The sequence below is a fragment of the Sorangium sp. So ce834 genome, assembly GCF_051521425.1.
In the GTDB taxonomy this organism is placed as follows: Bacteria; Myxococcota_A; Polyangia; order Polyangiales; family Polyangiaceae; genus Sorangium; species Sorangium cellulosum_D.
The window spans coordinates 10,833,313-10,849,145 of record NZ_CP150351.1 but is presented as its reverse complement, the minus strand read 5'-3'; the positions used below and the strand labels follow the sequence as shown (position 1 = coordinate 10,849,145).

The 15,833-nt window shown below is 72.4% G+C and carries 13 protein-coding genes; 6 read left to right on the top strand and 7 right to left on the bottom strand.

Annotated features, from left to right (window positions below; genetic code table 11):
* Positions 1-15: 15 nt before the first annotated feature.
* Together WMF20_RS39890 and WMF20_RS39885 are read left to right on the top strand one after the other, a co-directional pair.
* The gene (locus WMF20_RS39890) at positions 16-606 is read left to right on the top strand and encodes a Uma2 family endonuclease (RefSeq protein ID WP_437606977.1); all 591 of its coding nucleotides are present in this window, start codon (positions 16-18) and stop codon (positions 604-606) included.
* A 462-nt stretch (positions 607-1,068) separates the two neighbouring features.
* A complete protein-coding gene (locus tag WMF20_RS39885; RefSeq protein WP_437606976.1) occupies positions 1,069-1,914 on the top strand; it encodes a fibro-slime domain-containing protein in 846 nt (281 codons plus the stop codon).
* Between the two features lie 76 nt (positions 1,915-1,990).
* On the opposite strand, the gene WMF20_RS39880 is transcribed toward WMF20_RS39885, so the two are convergent.
* The 4 genes from WMF20_RS39880 to WMF20_RS39865 all read right to left on the bottom strand — a co-directional run bounded on the left by WMF20_RS39880 (position 1,991) and on the right by WMF20_RS39865 (position 6,874).
* Positions 1,991-3,388, bottom strand: coding sequence for an MFS transporter (locus tag WMF20_RS39880; protein WP_437606975.1), 1,398 nt, complete (start codon positions 3,386-3,388; stop codon positions 1,991-1,993).
* A 335-nt stretch (positions 3,389-3,723) separates the two neighbouring features.
* The gene (locus WMF20_RS39875; protein WP_437606974.1) at positions 3,724-5,529 is read right to left on the bottom strand and encodes a fatty acyl-AMP ligase; all 1,806 of its coding nucleotides are present in this window, start codon (positions 5,527-5,529) and stop codon (positions 3,724-3,726) included.
* Positions 5,526-5,792: an acyl carrier protein gene (locus WMF20_RS39870; RefSeq protein ID WP_012239660.1), complete on the bottom strand. Its 267-nt coding sequence runs from the start codon at positions 5,790-5,792 to the stop codon at positions 5,526-5,528. The genes WMF20_RS39875 and WMF20_RS39870 overlap by 4 nt, the downstream gene beginning before the upstream one ends.
* Before the next feature lie 92 nt (positions 5,793-5,884).
* Positions 5,885-6,874: a helical backbone metal receptor gene (locus WMF20_RS39865; protein ID WP_437606973.1), complete on the bottom strand. Its 990-nt coding sequence runs from the start codon at positions 6,872-6,874 to the stop codon at positions 5,885-5,887.
* Between the two features lie 232 nt (positions 6,875-7,106).
* Between WMF20_RS39865 and WMF20_RS39860 the strand changes: the two genes are divergently transcribed.
* Entirely contained in the window at positions 7,107-8,591 is a 1,485-nt protein-coding gene (locus WMF20_RS39860; RefSeq protein WP_437606972.1) for a serine/threonine-protein kinase, read from the top strand.
* A gap of 57 nt (positions 8,592-8,648) precedes the next feature.
* Here the strand turns inward: WMF20_RS39860 and WMF20_RS39855 are convergent, their stop codons facing one another.
* Positions 8,649-9,248 carry a DUF2231 domain-containing protein gene (locus tag WMF20_RS39855; RefSeq protein WP_437606971.1) on the bottom strand — a complete coding sequence of 200 codons (600 nt, stop codon included), beginning with the start codon at positions 9,246-9,248 and terminating at the stop codon, positions 8,649-8,651.
* Between the two features lie 487 nt (positions 9,249-9,735).
* On the opposite strand from WMF20_RS39855, the gene priA reads away from it, so the two are divergent.
* Entirely contained in the window at positions 9,736-12,177 is a 2,442-nt protein-coding gene (gene priA / locus WMF20_RS39850; protein WP_437606970.1) for a replication restart helicase PriA, read from the top strand.
* A 64-nt stretch (positions 12,178-12,241) separates the two neighbouring features.
* Here the strand turns inward: priA and WMF20_RS39845 are convergent, their stop codons facing one another.
* Complete coding sequence (locus WMF20_RS39845; protein WP_437606969.1) at positions 12,242-12,817, bottom strand: hypothetical protein; 576 nt, start codon at positions 12,815-12,817, stop codon at positions 12,242-12,244.
* A 441-nt stretch (positions 12,818-13,258) separates the two neighbouring features.
* On the opposite strand from WMF20_RS39845, the gene WMF20_RS39840 reads away from it, so the two are divergent.
* Positions 13,259-13,708: a helix-turn-helix domain-containing protein gene (locus tag WMF20_RS39840; RefSeq protein WP_437606968.1), complete on the top strand. Its 450-nt coding sequence runs from the start codon at positions 13,259-13,261 to the stop codon at positions 13,706-13,708.
* Positions 13,709-13,720: 12 nt separating this feature from the next.
* Here the strand turns inward: WMF20_RS39840 and WMF20_RS39835 are convergent, their stop codons facing one another.
* The gene (locus WMF20_RS39835) at positions 13,721-14,329 is read right to left on the bottom strand and encodes an RNA polymerase sigma factor (protein ID WP_437606967.1); all 609 of its coding nucleotides are present in this window, start codon (positions 14,327-14,329) and stop codon (positions 13,721-13,723) included.
* A 527-nt stretch (positions 14,330-14,856) separates the two neighbouring features.
* Here WMF20_RS39835 and WMF20_RS39830 point away from each other — a divergent pair.
* Positions 14,857-15,771 (top strand): prephenate dehydratase, encoded by a 915-nt coding sequence (locus tag WMF20_RS39830; protein WP_129579179.1) that lies wholly within the window; start codon positions 14,857-14,859, stop codon positions 15,769-15,771.
* Positions 15,772-15,833 lie beyond the last annotated feature (62 nt).

The window sequence follows — 15,833 nt, the reverse complement described above, 5'->3', positions numbered from 1 at the left end:
GGGAAGGGGTTGATCATGGCCGAGCCGGTGCGGAAGCGGACGTTCACGTTCGTCGAGTACCTCGCCCGCGAGCAGGCGAGCGAGGCGAAGCACGAGCATGTGAACGGTGAGATCTTCGCGATGGCCGGGGGCACGCCGGAGCGCGGGCTCATGGCGGTCAACGTGGCCAGCGTGCTCCGCGGCCAGCTCGTCGATCGACGCTGCCGCGTCTACAACTCCGATGTTCGCGTGCGCGTCCAGGCGACAGGGCTCGCGACGTACCCGGACGTCAGCGTGGTGTGCGGTCGGCTGGAGCGCGATCCGGAGGACGAGAACAGCATCCTGAACCCGGTCATGGTCGTCGAGGTGCTCTCGCCGAACAGCGAGGCATACGACCGCGGGGAGAAATTCGCCCACTACCAGATGATCCCGTCGCTTCGCGAGTACGTGCTCGTCTCGTATCAGCGGCGGCGGGTGGAGGTCCTGCGTCGCAACGACGACGGCACGTGGACGCTCCACGACGTGCGGGAGAGCGGTGTCGCGGAGCTCGCGTCGGTCGGGTGCAGGCTCCCGCTCGACGAGGTGTACCGGGGCGTCTTCGATGGGCCGGAGGACGAGGCGGGCTGAACGGAGCCGAGGACGTCGCGCCGCGGGTGGCTAGAGCGGTTTTTCGCTGGGGCTGACACATCGTCCTCCGTCTCTCGTCCCCGTCCCCGTCTTCCGTCTATCGTCTTTGCTCTTCCGTGCGCGTGCGCGTGCGCGCTGATTCCGGGGAATCGCGCACGCGCACGAAGACGGGGACGAGAGACGGAGGACGGTATCTCAGTCGCAGCCGAGAACCGCTCTGGAACACCGATGTCGATGAACGACCGAGAAATAAACCGCCAAGAGCCCCAAGAAAAGAACAAGATCTCGGCGTCCTTGGCGCCTTGGCGGTTCGGTTTTCTGCTCCGTTGTATGCCGCCCAGGCCGCGTCGTTCCGGCGGAGCGCTCCGGTGCGCGTTGCCCGCAGAGGCTGCGGAGCAAGGACGCGCGCGAGCGCGCGTCGACCCGATATGCTATACGGCGTCACTGAAGATGAGCCGTGCCGTGTCAGGTCTTCCACCATCGCTAGCCGTCCTCCTCTCGGCGTTCGCGCTCGCCGCGTGCACCGCGACCCCCGAGATCATTGGGAAAACCATCGACCTCTCCGGGACGGGCGGCGGCTCCTCCGGGACCGGCCTGGGGGGCGACTTCTCGCCGGCCGGCGGCGGCTCCTTCCCGGGCGCGTCCTCCTCGAGCGGCGGGCAAGCCGGCTGCGCGCCGCGGCTCGAAGGGGTGGTGCGCGACTTCAAGGCCTACGACACGCCCGGCGGGCACCCGGACTTCGAGCGCTTCGAGGGCACGGGTTTACCGGGAATCGTCGAGCCCGTGCTCGGCCCTGACCAGAAGCCGGTGTACGCCCATGAGGGGGCCACGGAGTACACGACTGGGCCCGAGTACTTCGAACAATGGTTCCGGGACGTCCCTGAGGTCAACCGCTCGATCCGGTTCGTCGTCCCCCTCGACGTGAGCGATGGCGAGTTTCGTCTCTTCTCCAGCAGGGAGTTTTTCCCCATCGACGGCGAAGGCTGGGGCAACCAGGACAGGGACCACAATTACGGTTTCACGTTCGAGCTCCACATGAATTTCAGGTACAGGGGCGGGGACGACTTCATCTTCGGCGGCGATGACGACATCTGGGTGTTCATCAACAACCAGCTGGTGATGGATCTGGGCGGGGTCCACGGCGCCATGTTCGACACCCTCGATCTCGACGCGATGGCCAAGGATCTCGGCCTCGAGCTCGGGGAGGACTACCCGCTCGACATCTTCTTCGCGGAGCGCCGCAGCGGCGGATCGACGTTCATGATCTCGACGCTCAAGTACACGAACTGCGAGCCGATCATCCTGTAGCGGCGGAGCCGCCCTCGATCGCACGGGTGGGGTCGGATGAGGGCGCGCGTCCGTGCGCCGGAGCGAGCGCCGCGCGTCAGTGCGCCGCCGCCTGCCTCTGGGGCCTCGCGTTCCACACGCGCGTCGCCAGGGCGAAGCCGACGAGGGCGACCGGGAGCATGGCGAGGGGCCATGATATCCAGTTCCCCGGGTCCTTCGCCGCGTCGCCCGAGGGCAGGATGCTCCCGTAGAGGAACGATTGCGCCGCCGTGCCCAGGTAGACGAAGCCGTCGATGATGCCTGTCGCGACGCCGGCGTTCTTCTTTCCGCCGAAATCCATGCTCGCGGTCCCGGAGAGCATGCCGTGCACGCCGATCACGCACAGGGACATGAACACGACGGTCCACCCCGCGACGGGCAGGCTCAGCGTGAAGAGGACGATCGCCGCGCCGATCACGAGCCCTGCGTACAGCACCGACGCGACGGGGCCGCGGCGCGACTCGAACACATGGTCCGAGATGAAGCCGGCGAAGACGCCGCCCAGGATGCCGGCGATGCAGAGGAGCACGCCCCAGTGCGTCGACACGAAGCCCTTGAGGCCGGTCTTGTCGGCGAAGATGAGGTACCACTTCATGACGGCGTTGCGGAGGAAGCCGCTGCAGAACTCGATGGCGACGATGATCCAGATGACCCTTTGCGAGAACATGCGCCGCGCGACCTCGATCGCGCCCATGCGCTCGCCGGTGTCGCCCGAGGACGCGTCGGCCGTGTCGAAGTCCTGGAAGCCCGCCTGGCCCGGCGTGTCGCGGATGAGGAAGAAGTCGAGCACGAGGAAGCCGAGCAGCAGCAGGGCGGGGACGTAGAAGACCCACGGCATCGGCAGGTATCTGGCGATGAACCGGCTCCAGTCGTAGGCGAAGTAGAGCCCCAGCGAGATGAGGATGCCGAAGACGCCGCCGAGCATCCCGCGCTCGCGGACGTGGAACCAGGGCGCGTTCACCTTGACGATGGATACGGCGCCGAAGCTCTGGAAGTACATGTTGCCGGCGAAGAGCGCGGTCATCGCGGTGATGGCCGCGTCGTGGCCGAGCTGTCCATCCTGGGCGAGGCGGACGGCGCCCCCCATGAGCAGGTTCATGAGCGCGGAGCCGCCTGCGGCGAGGAGGATGGTGGCGCGCCCGCCCCACCGATCGGTGAGCGGCCCGTTCAGCAGGAAGGCGACCCCGTAGACGGCCGAGCCCCAGCCGTCGATGTTCCCGAACTCCTGCTTGCTGACGAGCTGCATCGCGTCGAGCGCCGACGCGTTGGCGGAGAAGTTGTACCGCCCCATGTAGAGGAAGGCGTAGGTGAGCCCGAGCGGAAACCAGTTGAGGAGCCGCCGGCGCTTGAACTCCTCCGAGTGTCCGAGGTCGATCTTCGGCAGCCGCCGCATGACGACCGCGATGGCCGCGAGCAGCAGAAGGATCGGCAGCAGCTGATTGAGCCAAGCAGGCATGGATCGCCCTCCGGCCGCCGACGATAACGGCCCCCCGCACCAGCGGCTACGCCTTCGCGCCCGCCCGCTTCACCGAGAGCCGTCGCGATCCAGCAGGCCGCCACTCTCCATCAAGCCGCGGCGCAGCGCCTCCCTGGCGGCCTCGAGCCGCCGGAGGGGGCAGGGAGCGCGTGCGGCGCGCGTGGGGACGGGCCGATGTCTGAGCACGCGCCCTGAGCCTTACCCGCAGGGTAAGGTTCAGGGCGCGTGCGAGTCCGGCGGGGCCCCGCGCGCGCCGCACGCGCTCCCTGCCCCCTCCGGCGGCCCCTGCGGTTCAGATCCCGCTGCCCCCCGGATCACCCCCCGCGCCCGCGGAAAATCGCGTGCCGGAAGTAGTTGATCTGGCTCTTGGCGAACTCCTTGGCCGCGTCCAGCCGGTCCCCGTCGCGCGACGAGCTCCGGATCAGGAGCTCCCCGTTCTCGTAGAGCTCCCGCGTCTTGCTCCGCTGGAGCTTCCCGCTCGACGTCTTCGGCAGAATGCCTGCCCCGACCGCCACCACGTCGTCGACCGTGAGCCCTATCGCCTGCTGCACCACGCGGCGCACCTCGCCCTTGAGCGATTGCTTCTCCTGCTCGTCCGACGCCGTCGTCTCGAACACGATGACCACCCGCTCGCGGTCGTTGTGCGGCTTCATCGTCCCGAACGCGATCACGTTCCCCTTCCGGACCCCGGCGACGCGGCTCGCCTCCCACTCGAGATCCTGCGGGTAGTAGTTGCGCCCGTTGACGATGATGACCTCCTTCGAGCGCCCACAGATATAGACCTTGCCCTCCGCGAGGTACCCGAGATCGCCCGTCCGCAGCCAGCCGCCCGCGAACGCCTCCTTCGTCAGGTCCGGGTCGTTGAAGTACCCGGGCATCACGCTCGGCCCCCGCAGCCGCAGCTCGCCGACCTCGCGGTCGCCGAGCGGGCGCGCGCTCTCCGCGTCGTCCGACGCGAACACCGCGATCTCGTGCCCCTCGAACGCCGAGCCGCACTGCACGAGCGACGACGCCCCGTCGCTGTCGGCCGGCACGGGCACCGCCTTGCCCTCCTTCCAGAGCGTCTCGCCGTCCACCGCGTCGGTCTGCAGCCCGGTCCCGAGCGCGCTGAACGACACCGCCAGCGTGCTCTCGGCCATGCCGTACGAGCAGACGAACGCCTTCTCGTCGAACCCGACCGGCGCGAACTTCTCGGCGAACGCGCGCAGGTTGTCCGCCCGGATCGGCTCGGCGCCGCAGCCGGCGACCCGCCACGTCGACAGGTCGAGCCCCGCCATCTCCTGCTCCCGGATCCGCTTCACGCAGAGCGCGTAGGCGAAGTTCGGCCCGAACGACACGTTGCCCCGGTGGCGCGTGATCGTCTCCAGCCAGCGCACCGGCCGCTTCAGGAACAGGAGCGGGGGCAGGAACGTCACCGTGTTCACGTGGTAGAGCGGCGCGATCACGAAGCCGATGAGCCCCATGTCGTGGTAGAGCGGCAGCCACGACACGCCGGTGTCCACCGACTCGCGCACCGCCAGGCCGAGCTCCACGATCGCCCGCACGTTCGCGGCCAGGTTCGCGTGCGTGAGCACCACGCCCTTCGGCCGCGACGTCGAGCCGCTCGTGAACTGCAGGAAGCACGCGTCGTCGAGCTCGACCTTCACCGGCTTGAGCTCCTCGCGCGAGCCCCGGATGCCCTCCACCGCCACGATCTGCTGGAGCTCCGGCGCCTGCGCCTGGATCGTGCCGAGCATGCGCTTGATCTCGCCGCTCGTGAGCAGGACCTTGGCCCCGCTCTTCGCGACGATGTGCAGCGTGTTCTCGAGGTAGCCGGTGAGCTTGCCGAGGCCCGTCGGCGGGTAGATGGGCACCGGGACGACGCCCGCGCGGATCGCGCCCAGGAAGGCGAAAATGAAGTCGGCGTTGTCCGGCAGGATCAACGCGACACGATCGCCCTTCTGCAGCCCGAGCGCCTGGAGCGCGCCGCCGAGGCGCGCGCTCGCCCGCTCGATGCCGCCGTGCGTGAAGAACGGCTCGTTTTCGCTCGACTCCTCGATGAAGCGATAGCCCGTCTTCGTGCTCGCCGCTGCGTCCTCGATCGCCTGTGCGACCGTCCGCGCTTTCCAAACAGCCGTCATCCCGAGAGCCTTCCTTCGTTCTTGAGCCTGAGCTCGATGGCCTTGACGACGTCGGCGACCGTGTCGACCTCGCGCAACATGTCGTCGGGGATCGAGAGGTCGAACTTATCCTCCATGTCCGCGACGATCTCCATCACCCCGAGCGAGTCGAGGCTGAGATCGGCGACGAGATGGCTCGACTCCTCGATCTTCACCTCGCCGGCCGTGTGTCCCTCCAGGAGCTGGATGATCTCTGCTCGCAACGTCTCCCGTGTCCACGTCATCGTACGGTCCTACCCCAACTGCGGCGTGGCGAGGAGGGGCTTGCTCGGCCGCGGGTGCTCGCGCGCCCCTGAACGGACGATCGCTCCGTGCATCAGGGACGGGCGGCGTCGATGATCTGTCGCAGCCGATTGAGCCCCTCGAGCGCCCGCGCGCCATACCACATGAGGTCCTTGCCATCGCATCGGATCACGCGGCCGCGGCGGGCGGCGGGGATGTCGAGGGAGCGAAATATTTCCGCGTCGGCGTCGGTGAAGGCGTGCGGCTCGTCGGGCAGCAGCACGAGCTCCGGGGCGCGGGCGACGACCTCGTCGAGGGTGACGCGGGGGTAGCGGTCGTCGCGGCCCTGGACGCGCTCGGGCGGGAGCGGCGGCGCCTTGCCCAGGTCGGCCGCGAGCGGGTAGCGCCGGGGCCGATCCGCGAAGACGTTCTGCGCGCCGGCGAGGCTGAGCATGTCGGAGATGAAGGTGTCGCCGTGCACGGTCATCAGCGGGTCCATCCAGATCGGGACGAAGGCGCGGAGCGGCGGGCGCTCGCCGCGCAGCGCCTCGGCCGCGGCGTGGGCGCGGTAGGCGGCCGCGACCTGCTCGCGCGCGGCGGGCGGCGGCTCCAGCGGGGCCGGGGCGCCGCCCTCCGGGGGCGCGGCCGGCGCGGCCTTCGCGCCGTGCCCGAGCAGGCGCGCCAGCCGGGCGAGGTGCGCCACGCCGTCGGCGACCCGCCTCGGGAACGAGACGAGCACGCGCAGGCCCGCCGCGTCGAGGCGCTCGATGTCGCGCTTGCTGTTCTCCTCCTGGTTCGCGACGACGACGTCGGGCTCGAGCGCGACGATGCGATCGACGTCGGCGTCCTTGGTGCCGCCGACGAGCTCGATGCCCTCGACGTCCCCCGCGGGCGCGACGCAGTAGCGGGTGCGGCCGACGAGGCGGCCCTGGGCGCCGAGCCGCACGAGCGAGTAGGTGTCGCTCGGCACGAGCGAGACGATGCGGCGCGGAGGGGTGCGCCACTCGTGCCGGCGCCCCCGGTCGTCGACGATGCGGATGAACGATCCGGCAAATGGCTGTCCCCAGCCTGCGCTGAACGTCATGCGCCGGATGTAGCCCGCCGCCGCGCGCGCTGCACGCGATCGGCGCCGCGCGCCGCGCGCTGCGCCGGGGGCGCGGGCGGGGGCGTCAGGGCGGCGGTGCTGGACGAAAAATCCACAGAGATCCGATAGTTACCGCCTCGCGCCGGCCCTCTGGGCCCGCGAGGCGGTGCCCGGGCATCCGGGCGGCGCGCGCTTAGTTGGCCCGTCCGCGCGAAGTCTGCGAGGAGGGGTCGTGCAGATCGATCGCCTCGATGTGCGTCGCGGAGGCACGCTCCCGTACCCGCCTTCCGGCCTGCCGCCGCTCGCCGGCGGCGCCGGCCGCGAGGAGCGCCCGCTGCGCCGGGCGGCGTCCCGCGGCGGGCGGCCGTTGCCGTGCCGGATCGGCCGCTACACCCTGTTCGACCACATCGGCCAGGGAGGGATGGCCGATCTCTACCTGGCGCGGGTGCGCACCGATCTCGGCGCCGCGCGCCTCGTCGCCATCAAGGAGGTCGCGCCGAAGTTCGCGCACGATCCGCGCTTCGTGGAGATGCTCGCGAGCGAGGCCAGGCTCGCCGCGGGGCTGCGCCACGCGTCCATCGTGCAGGTCGAGGACCTCGGCCGCGAGGACGACGCGCTGTACATCGCGATGGAGTACGTCGAGGGGTTCGACCTGCGCGAGCTGCTCCGCCGCTGCGCGCGCCAGAAGGTGAAGCTCCCGGTCGCGTTCTCGCTCCTGATCATCGCCGAGGCGCTGCAGGCGCTCGCCTACGCGCACCGGAAGGGCGTCGTGCACCGCGACGTCTCGCCGTCGAACGTGCTCCTGAGCTTCGAGGGCGAGATCAAGCTCTGCGACTTCGGCATCGCCCGCGCGCACGAGCGCTGCGGCGGGACGCTGGACGAGGCGCTGCAGGGCAAGGCCGGCTACATGAGCCCGGAGCAGGCCCGCGGCGAGGCGCTCGACGCGCGCTCCGACCTCTTCGCGGCGGGCATCCTGCTGTGGGAGCTGCTCGCCGGCCGGCGGATGTACAGCGCGGGCCCCGGGGCGGCGCTCTCCAAGGACGAGGCGCGCGTCGAGCTGCTCGAGCTCGCGCGGCGCGCGGAGATCCCGCCGCTCGCGGAGCGCGGGCTCCCCGACGAGGCGGCGCTCCACGCGATCGTGGCGCGGGCGCTCGCCGAGTCGCCCGAGGATCGCTACCCGAGCGCGGCGGCGATGCTGCGGGACGTCGCCGCCTACGCGGCGGCGGCCGAGCTGACGGCGAGCCCGCTGCGCTTCGGGGCGTGGCTGCGCGACAACTTCGGCATGGAGATGGTCGCGGCCCGCCGGGCGCGCGAGCGCGCGGTGCGCGCGCTGGAGCTCGGTCCGCCCGCGGTGATCGAGCCGGTCGCGACGGCGGCCGCCACGCCGCGCGCGATGGATGCCGGCGCGGCGCTCGCGCGGGATGTGGCGACGCCCGCGGCGAGGCACGAGGCGGCGGGGGAGGCGGTGGTGCCCGAGGCGAGCGAGGCGGCGCCCGCGGCGAGGGAGGCCGCCATGCAGCTCGCCTGGGCGGCCGGCGCGCAGGGCGGGGCGCTCGCCGTGCGGGCCGCGGTCGATCCGCCGTCGCCCTGGGTCAAGCCGCAGCGTCCGCTCGCTCCCCCGGAGCGGCAGGGGCTCGCGCCGCTGCTCCTGCACTGCGCGCTGCTGTTCGCCCTCGCCGCGCTCTGCATCGCGGCCTGCTACCTCGCGGCGCGATAGCTCCGCGGCCCGCCAGCCCGCTGGAGCGGCGCACCGGCGGCGCCCGTCGCCGCTCCGTCAACCGACCTCGGCGATCGGCGCCTCGGGCACGGGCACCTGCGTCTCCGGCCTCCGCTCGCACGCGTCCTGGCTGACGCCGACGCCGTAGCGGTAGATGAGCTCTCCCCCCAGCCAGCCGCTCGCGCCCGCGAGGCCGAACCCCGCGGTCGACAGCGCGATCCCGAGGGGCCGCAGCCCGACCGCGCGCGAGGCGAGCGAGGCGCCGTACACGCCAGCGATCGCCAGGTTCATGGCGCCGTGGACGAACCCGATCCGCTTCGCCGAGCCGAGCGTGGTGCTCCAGTCGGCGAGCCCCGCGAAGGCGGCCACGAGCGCCCCGCCGAGGCCGATGGCCGTGCTCGCGTCCGCTCCCCGGTGGAGCCGCCGCCCGCGGCGACCGAGGCTCGCAAGGTCGAGCACGAGCCCGCAGGACCACGCGCCGATGGGGATGGTCACCAGCACCGGATGCAGCGGGTGCCCGAGGAACTTGCCGTGGAGCACCTTCGCGACCACGGGCGCTCGCCTCAGGACGGACCGGATGCCGCGCTGAAGCGGGTCGGCGATCCGGTCGATCCAGTCCTGCCCCTCGATTCCTTCCAAGACCGCGGTTCCGATCATGTCCCCCCCTCGCAGGCGCCTCATCGCGCACATTTCCAGCGCATGGCGCCGGCCCCGCCGACCGTCCAGCGGTGAACCCCCTGACCCGGACACCGAGCAATCGGCGGACCCCGCGCGAGCGGCTCGGGCGTTCCCACCCCCTCGCGCGGTGCCTGCCGGCGCGATGCGCGGGCACGCCGGCGCAATTCGCTTCTGCAACGGTGCATCGCTGAAATTTCAGATTCGAAATCCAGGAGTGCCTCATCTGGAACGAAATCCGTTCAGATCGCGAACAGCAGAGATGGCACGGACGGTGCTCTATGTCCGGGCAGCGCTGCCGGCGCGGCCTTCCCCCCCCCGAGGCCCCGGCGGCGCTTTTTTTTGCCCGCTTTGCGGGGCTGCGGGACTGCACGGGCGCACCGTGCGCGCCCGTGCCGTGCATTCCTCGTCCTGAGCGGCGTTCTCTGGTATCTCGCCCGTGCCGCGCCGCGCGCGGCCTCCCGGAGCGATGCCCCTCCTCGCCGACGTCGCGGTGCCCGTCCCGCTCTCGCAGGCCTTCACCTACGAGGTGCCGGCCGCGCTCGCCGGCGAGGTGCGGCCGGGGGCGCGCGTGCTCTGCGAGTTCCACCGGCGCAAGCTGCTCGGCGTGGTGCTCGCCGTCAGCGAGCGCAGCGCGGCCATCGACCCGTCCAAGATCAAGCCGCTCGCGGCGCTCGTCGACGCGCGCCCGGCGCTGCCGGCGGAGCTGCTCTCGTTCCTGCAGGAGCTCGCCGCGTACTACTTCGCGCCGATCGGGGAGGTGCTCCGCCTCGCGCTGCCGGCGATCGAGCGCGAGCAGGTGCGGGCGCTCAAGGCGCAGGGCGAGCTCGGCGGGGTCCTCGATCTCGGCCGGGCCAAGCAGGTGGGCGGCCGCAAGGTGGCGTACGCCAGCGCGACGGACGCGGTCGAGGAGCCGGGCACGCTCCGCGGGCAGGCCGCCGCGGTGCTCGCGCTGCTCCGGGCGAACGGCGAGCAGCCGGTCGCGCGGCTCGAGGAGCGCTACGGCAACGCGCGCAGCGCCCTGAAGAAGCTCGCCGAGCGCGGCCTTGTCGCCCTCGACGAGCGCGAGCCGCCGCGCGACCCGTTCTTCCGCCTCCCCGAGGAGCGCGACGTGCCCCCCGAGCTCAACCCGGCGCAGGCCGAGGCCGCGGCGCGGATCGACGCGGCGCTCGCGGCGCTGTCCACGCCCGGAAGAGCGGCGCCGTCCGCGCCCGGAGGAGCGGAGGCGCGCGGGGCCGCCCCGCGCGAGCCGCGGCCCGCCGGGCCGAGCGCGTTCCTCCTCTTCGGCGTGACCGGCTCGGGCAAGACCGAGGTGTACCTGCGCGCCATCAAGAGCTGCCTCGATCGCGGCCGCGGCGCGCTCGTGATGGTGCCGGAGATCGCCCTCACCCCGCAGCTCGTCGCGCGCTTCCGCGCCCGCTTCGGCGACGAGCTCGCCGTGCTGCACAGCGGGCTGAGCGACGCCGACCGCCACGCGATGTGGGCGAGCCTCCACGGCGGCAAGGTGCGCGTCGCCATCGGGGCGCGCTCCGCCCTGTTCGCGCCGGTGCCGGATCTCGGCCTCATCCTCGTCGACGAGGAGCACGACGGCTCGTTCAAGCAGGAGGAGGGCGTGCGCTACCACGCGCGCGACATGGCGCTGCTCCGCGCCCACCGCGCCGGGGCGGTGTGCGTGCTCGGCTCCGCGACGCCCTCCATCGAGTCGGTCGCGCTGGTGCGCCGCGGCAAGCTCGTCGAGCTGCGCCTGCCGGAGCGCGCGCACCGCGAGGCCAGCCTCCCGGAGGTCACCCTGGTCGATCTCCGCCGCTTCGGCGCCGGCCCCTCCGGCGACCCGCTGATCTCGCTGCCGCTGCACCGCGCGCTCGAGCGGACGCTCGCGGCGAAGGAGCAGGCGATCCTGTTCCTGAACCGCCGCGGCTTCGCGCCGAGCGTCGTCTGCGGCTCGTGCGGGAACCTGACGACGTGCTCGGCGTGCTCGGTCGCGCTGACCTACCACCGCGGGCGGCGCCGCGACGCGCGCCCGCAGGCGCCGGCGGGCGCGCCGGCGCCGGGGCCGGCGGCGCCGCTCGACGAGCGGCCGCAGGGCGGGCTGCTGCGCTGCCATTACTGCGACTACGCGGGGCCGCTGCCGGAGCGCTGCGGGTCGTGCGGCTCGCGGACCCTGCTGCTCGAGGGCCTCGGCACCGAGCGGCTCGAGGCCACGATCGCCGCCTCGTTCCCGGAGGCGCGCGTGGCGCGCCTCGACCGCGACGTCGCGGGCAAGGACCGCTCGCAGGCGATCCTCGCGAGGATGCGCGAGGGCAAGATCGACATCCTGGTCGGCACGCAGATGGTCACGAAGGGCCACGATCTGCCCAACGTGACCCTGGTCGGCGTGGTGAACGCCGACGCCGCGCTGGGGCTGCCGGATTTCCGGGCGGCCGAGCGCGGCTTCCAGCTGCTCGTGCAGGTGGCCGGGCGCGCGGGGCGGCGCGACCGCCCGGGCCGGGTGCTCATCCAGACGCGCAACCCCGAGCACCCGGCGATCGCGTTCGCCGCGGCGCACGACGTGCCGGGCTTCCTCGATCGGGAGATCCGCGACCGCGAGGAGGTGGGCTACCCGCCGGCCACGCGCCTCGCGCTGATCCGGATCGACGCGGTCGACGAGGGCGTGGGCCGCGGCGCCGCGGCGAGGCTCGCGGCCCACGCGCGCACGTGTCCGGACGGGCTCGCGCGGCGCGTCGAGGTGCTCGGGCCGTCGGCGGCGCCGATCGCGCGCCTGCGCGGGCGGTACCGGTTCCGGGTGCTCCTCCGGGCGCGCGAGCGCGGGCCGCTGCGGGGAACGCTCGCGGCGCTCACCGGGCTGATGCGGGACGGGATCGACCGGAACGCGCGGGTGATCATCGACGTGGATCCGGTCGCGATGCTGTGACCGCCGCGCCGCGCGCGGCCCCGCGCGATGCCCAAGCGACCGCGCCCGCCGCGCCCGCTGCGCGCTACCCCGGCGCGGCGAGCTCGGCGAGCTCGCCGCGGGACGCGCTCGAGAGCCGCTCGAACTCCGCGCCCAGCCAGTCGAGGAACGCCGCGTCCCACGACGGCCCTTCCGGCCGGGAGGCGATCGCCTCGGCGAGCTCGCGGTCCCAGCGGCCGTACACCTCGCGGAGGAGCGCGTGCGCCCGGCGGCTCGCGGCCGAGGCCGGGTCGGCCTGGCCGTCGACGCGCTCGGCGAAGGCGTCCTCGCAGAGGAAGTAGTTGCATGTCGCCGCCCGCCGCTCGGCGGGGATCGTGCAGCCGCGCGCGCCGTGATAGACGCATTTCGAGCGCCGCGGGGCCGTGGGGCCCTCCCGCTTGCGCACGCGCCGGAGCTCGAGCCCGCGGCTCACGGGGAGCAGGTTGCCGGCGGCGATCTGCTCGAGCAGCCAGCCGCGGCCGGAGAGGGAGACGATGCGCCCGATGTCCGTCCAGTCGAGCTCGGGCGGGCTGACGCAGCACCCCGCGGGGCCTTGCGGGCACTGGCCGCACAGCGTCGAGTGCAGCCGGGTGTGCTCTCCTGATAGCTCCAGACGGATCATCGATGCCCTCGCCGTCCCCGAGGGGCCGAGACGGGCGCTCGGGATAGCGCACCTCCGGGACCACGGCTCGCCAGGAATGACAGAAGCGCCCCGCGGTCGCAACGGACGCTGGCCGAGCGGCGATCCGGCGCGGCCCGAGGCGGGGCCGGGCCGCGGCCCGATGTGGACCCGCGCGTCGGGCGGCGACCCGGCGAGAATCCCCCTCGAGCCGCGCGCGAGCCCGGCGCCAAGCTCACGTGCGCCGCGCGTCCGTCGTCGTCAACATGGTGTTCGAAAAGAGCGAGAACGCGCACTCCCGGGCGCTCGTGGAGGAGCTGAATCAGTTAAAGTAAGTAACGGCGCATCGACGCGCGCCGTCGCGGAGGGCGAGAGGCGGAGGGCGAGAGAAAGATGCGATCGTCCTTTTCTGGCCGCGGCGGGAGTTGATAGGCTGCGCCGGCCATGGGCGATGCGCTTCCCAAAGAGGTCGGTCGGGCCATTCGCGTGCTCCGGCTGCTGCACGGCCTCAGCTACGCCGAATTCGCCGAGAAGGCGCGCCTCTCTGCGACGTACCTGCGGCAGGTGGAGCGCGGGGAGCGCGATCTCGGGCTCGGCGCGCTGGCGCTCATCGCACAGGGGCTCAACTGCGATGCTCGGCTCCTCCTGCCGGGCGACGGGCGGAGCCCGGTCTCCGCCGTCGTCGCCGATCGCTTCGACCGCGCGCCCGAGGCGCTCCAGGAGGCGCTCCTCTTCCTGCTGATCGAGCCGGACGACTCGCAGAAGAAGAAGGCCATCCTCGCCCTCATCAACGATGATCCGGAGCGCGGGCGGCCGCGCTCCCGGCCGCGGCCCGAGGAGCGCGGCTCGCGCGGCTCCGCCCCCCCGTCGTCGAGCCGGAAGCCCGGGCGATGAGCCCATGCGCGGTCACGGCCGCGCGGACGAGATGAGGACGAGCACCGGCGGCGAGCGGGGCGCCAGCAAGCCGCTGCTCTGAAGGTCTATCCCTTCCATCGCCGCGAGCCGCTGCGCGGCCAGGAGCTGAAACGCCGCGAGGGCGCGCGTACGCCGCTTGTACGCCGTCGAGAGGGGGATTCCGGACTGGCTCGCGAAATCCGCCATCGGGACGCCCTCGATGTCGTGGGCCACGAGGACGGCGCCGAGCTCGGCGTCGAGCTCCCGGAGGATCGAGAGCGCAAACAGGCGATCGCACTCCGAGATGATCTGCTCCTCGGCCGACGGCTCCTCGAGCTCCGCGTCGAAGTCGTCCGGCAACGGCTCCTCCACGCGGCGCCGCGCGCGCTCTGCGTAGTGGGAGGCGGTGTGGACCGCGATCCGGTTGAGCCAGCGGTCGGGCGGGCCGCGCGCGGGGTCGTAGTTCGAGAAGCTCTCGTGCGCCGCGAGCATCACGTTCTGGGCGACGTCCCGGCGATCTCGGCGCGGCACCCCCAGGAGACGCAGCCAGCGCCGTACGAGCACGATCGTTTTCTTGTTGAAGAGCCGCCAGTAAGCCCCTTCCCTGTCGTTCGGCGGCATTCCACCGTCGCTTCCATGCCCTGTGCCCGGCATTGCGTAACGATCGTTATCACAAGAAACCAAACTTGCAAAACGCGACCGAAGCGATCCCAGGCAGAATTTCGCTCTTTCGGGTAGGCTAATGTGGGCGAGGGTGGGCGCCGTGTCGAGGGCTCGCTCTCGTGCGTATTGCGCAGATACAGGCCGAATCGTTCGGAAAAGCGTCGCTCGACGATGGTTTCTGAGATGTAACGATCGTTCATCGTCCGGCTCCGGCGGCGGGGACCGTGCGCCGCGCCGGCCGCGCTCGTTCAGCGGGCCGGCGGCGCGCGCTCTCGGTGGGCCGAGGGCGGACGCGGCCGGGCGCGGCGCCTTCGAAGCCGGCCGAGGCCCGCTTTCCTCGCTGGACGCCACGGCGCCGCGCCGGTAGACGGCGGGCTCGATGCATTCGCTCCACCGAAGGATGCCGGCCCCGCGGCGGGCGCTCGCGCCCCGCTGGGGGCGTGTCGCGATCGCGCGCGCGGGCTCTGGCGAGGCGCCCATCCCCCATGTCGGCTGACGCGGAGGGGCCGGGGGCGGCGCGCCGCGGCGAGGCGGCGGGGGCAGGCGACGCGGGGGAGGCCCCGGCGCCGCGCCCGCGGGTCGCCTACTTCGGGCGGCCGGGGACGTTCAGCCACGAGGTGGCGTCGCGGCGCTTCGGCGCGAGCGCGGACCTCACGCCCCGGCGCACCATCTCGGAGGTGTTCGACGCCGTGGCCGGCGGCGCGGCGACCTACGGCATCGTGCCGATCGAGAACGCGGTGGGCGGCCCGATCTACGACACCGTAGATCAGCTGATCCGCCGCGAGGGCACGGGCGCGCCGCTCGTCGTGTGCGAGGAGCTCTCGCTGCACGTCACGCTGTCGCTGCTCGGCAGGCCGGGCGCGGCGCCGAAGCGCATCTATTCGCACTTCGTCCCTCTCAAGCACGTCGGCGACTGGCTGCGCGCGAACTACCCCGACGCGCAGATCCTCGAGGCGGAGAGCACCGCCGAGGCGGTCGAGCGCGCGGCGCAGGACGGCGAGGCCTGGGCGATCGGCAACAAGGGCGCGGCGGCGATCTACGGGCTCGAGATCCTGGTGCCGAAGCTCGGGGTGAAGGGCGAGAACATCACGCGCTTCTTCATCGTCGGCAGGGCCGCCGAGCCGCCGCCCGAGGGCGGGCGGACGCTGCTCCTCTTCGGGCTCGACCACCGCCCCGGCGCGCTGGTGGCCGCGCTGTCCGCGCTCGGGAGACACCATATCAACCTCACGCGCATCGTCTCGCGCGCGCTGCCGGACAGCCCCGAGGAGTACCTCTTCCTGGTCGAGTGCGAGGGCAGCACGGAGGAGCCCGCGTTCAGGGACGCCCTCGCCCAGCTCGAGCAGCACGCGACGGGCGTGCGCTCGCTCGGCTCGTTCCGCGTCAGCCAGAAGTACGAATAGCCGAGTAGGCGCCCCCACCGGCGGGCGGAACAACGCCGCTCCGAAGCTGGAAATATCCTCGC

Excerpts from the sequence above, each read along its gene's own strand:
- WMF20_RS39855 (WP_437606971.1), bottom strand. The coding sequence starts at position 9,248 with ATGATCGGAACCGCGGTCTTGGAAGGAATCGAGGGGCAGGACTGGATC.
- WMF20_RS39890 (WP_437606977.1), top strand. The coding sequence starts at position 16 with ATGGCCGAGCCGGTGCGGAAGCGGACGTTCACGTTCGTCGAGTACCTC.
- WMF20_RS39870 (WP_012239660.1), bottom strand. The coding sequence starts at position 5,792 with ATGACGTGGACACGGGAGACGTTGCGAGCAGAGATCATCCAGCTCCTG.
- WMF20_RS39880 (WP_437606975.1), bottom strand. The coding sequence starts at position 3,388 with ATGCCTGCTTGGCTCAATCAGCTGCTGCCGATCCTTCTGCTGCTCGCG.
- WMF20_RS39835 (WP_437606967.1), bottom strand. The coding sequence starts at position 14,329 with ATGCCGCCGAACGACAGGGAAGGGGCTTACTGGCGGCTCTTCAACAAG.
- WMF20_RS39865 (WP_437606973.1), bottom strand. The coding sequence starts at position 6,874 with ATGACGTTCAGCGCAGGCTGGGGACAGCCATTTGCCGGATCGTTCATC.
- WMF20_RS39845 (WP_437606969.1), bottom strand. The coding sequence starts at position 12,817 with ATGATCCGTCTGGAGCTATCAGGAGAGCACACCCGGCTGCACTCGACG.
- priA (WP_437606970.1), top strand. The coding sequence starts at position 9,736 with ATGCCCCTCCTCGCCGACGTCGCGGTGCCCGTCCCGCTCTCGCAGGCC.
- WMF20_RS39840 (WP_437606968.1), top strand. The coding sequence starts at position 13,259 with ATGGGCGATGCGCTTCCCAAAGAGGTCGGTCGGGCCATTCGCGTGCTC.
- WMF20_RS39875 (WP_437606974.1), bottom strand. The coding sequence starts at position 5,529 with ATGACGGCTGTTTGGAAAGCGCGGACGGTCGCACAGGCGATCGAGGAC.
- WMF20_RS39830 (WP_129579179.1), top strand. The coding sequence starts at position 14,857 with ATGTCGGCTGACGCGGAGGGGCCGGGGGCGGCGCGCCGCGGCGAGGCG.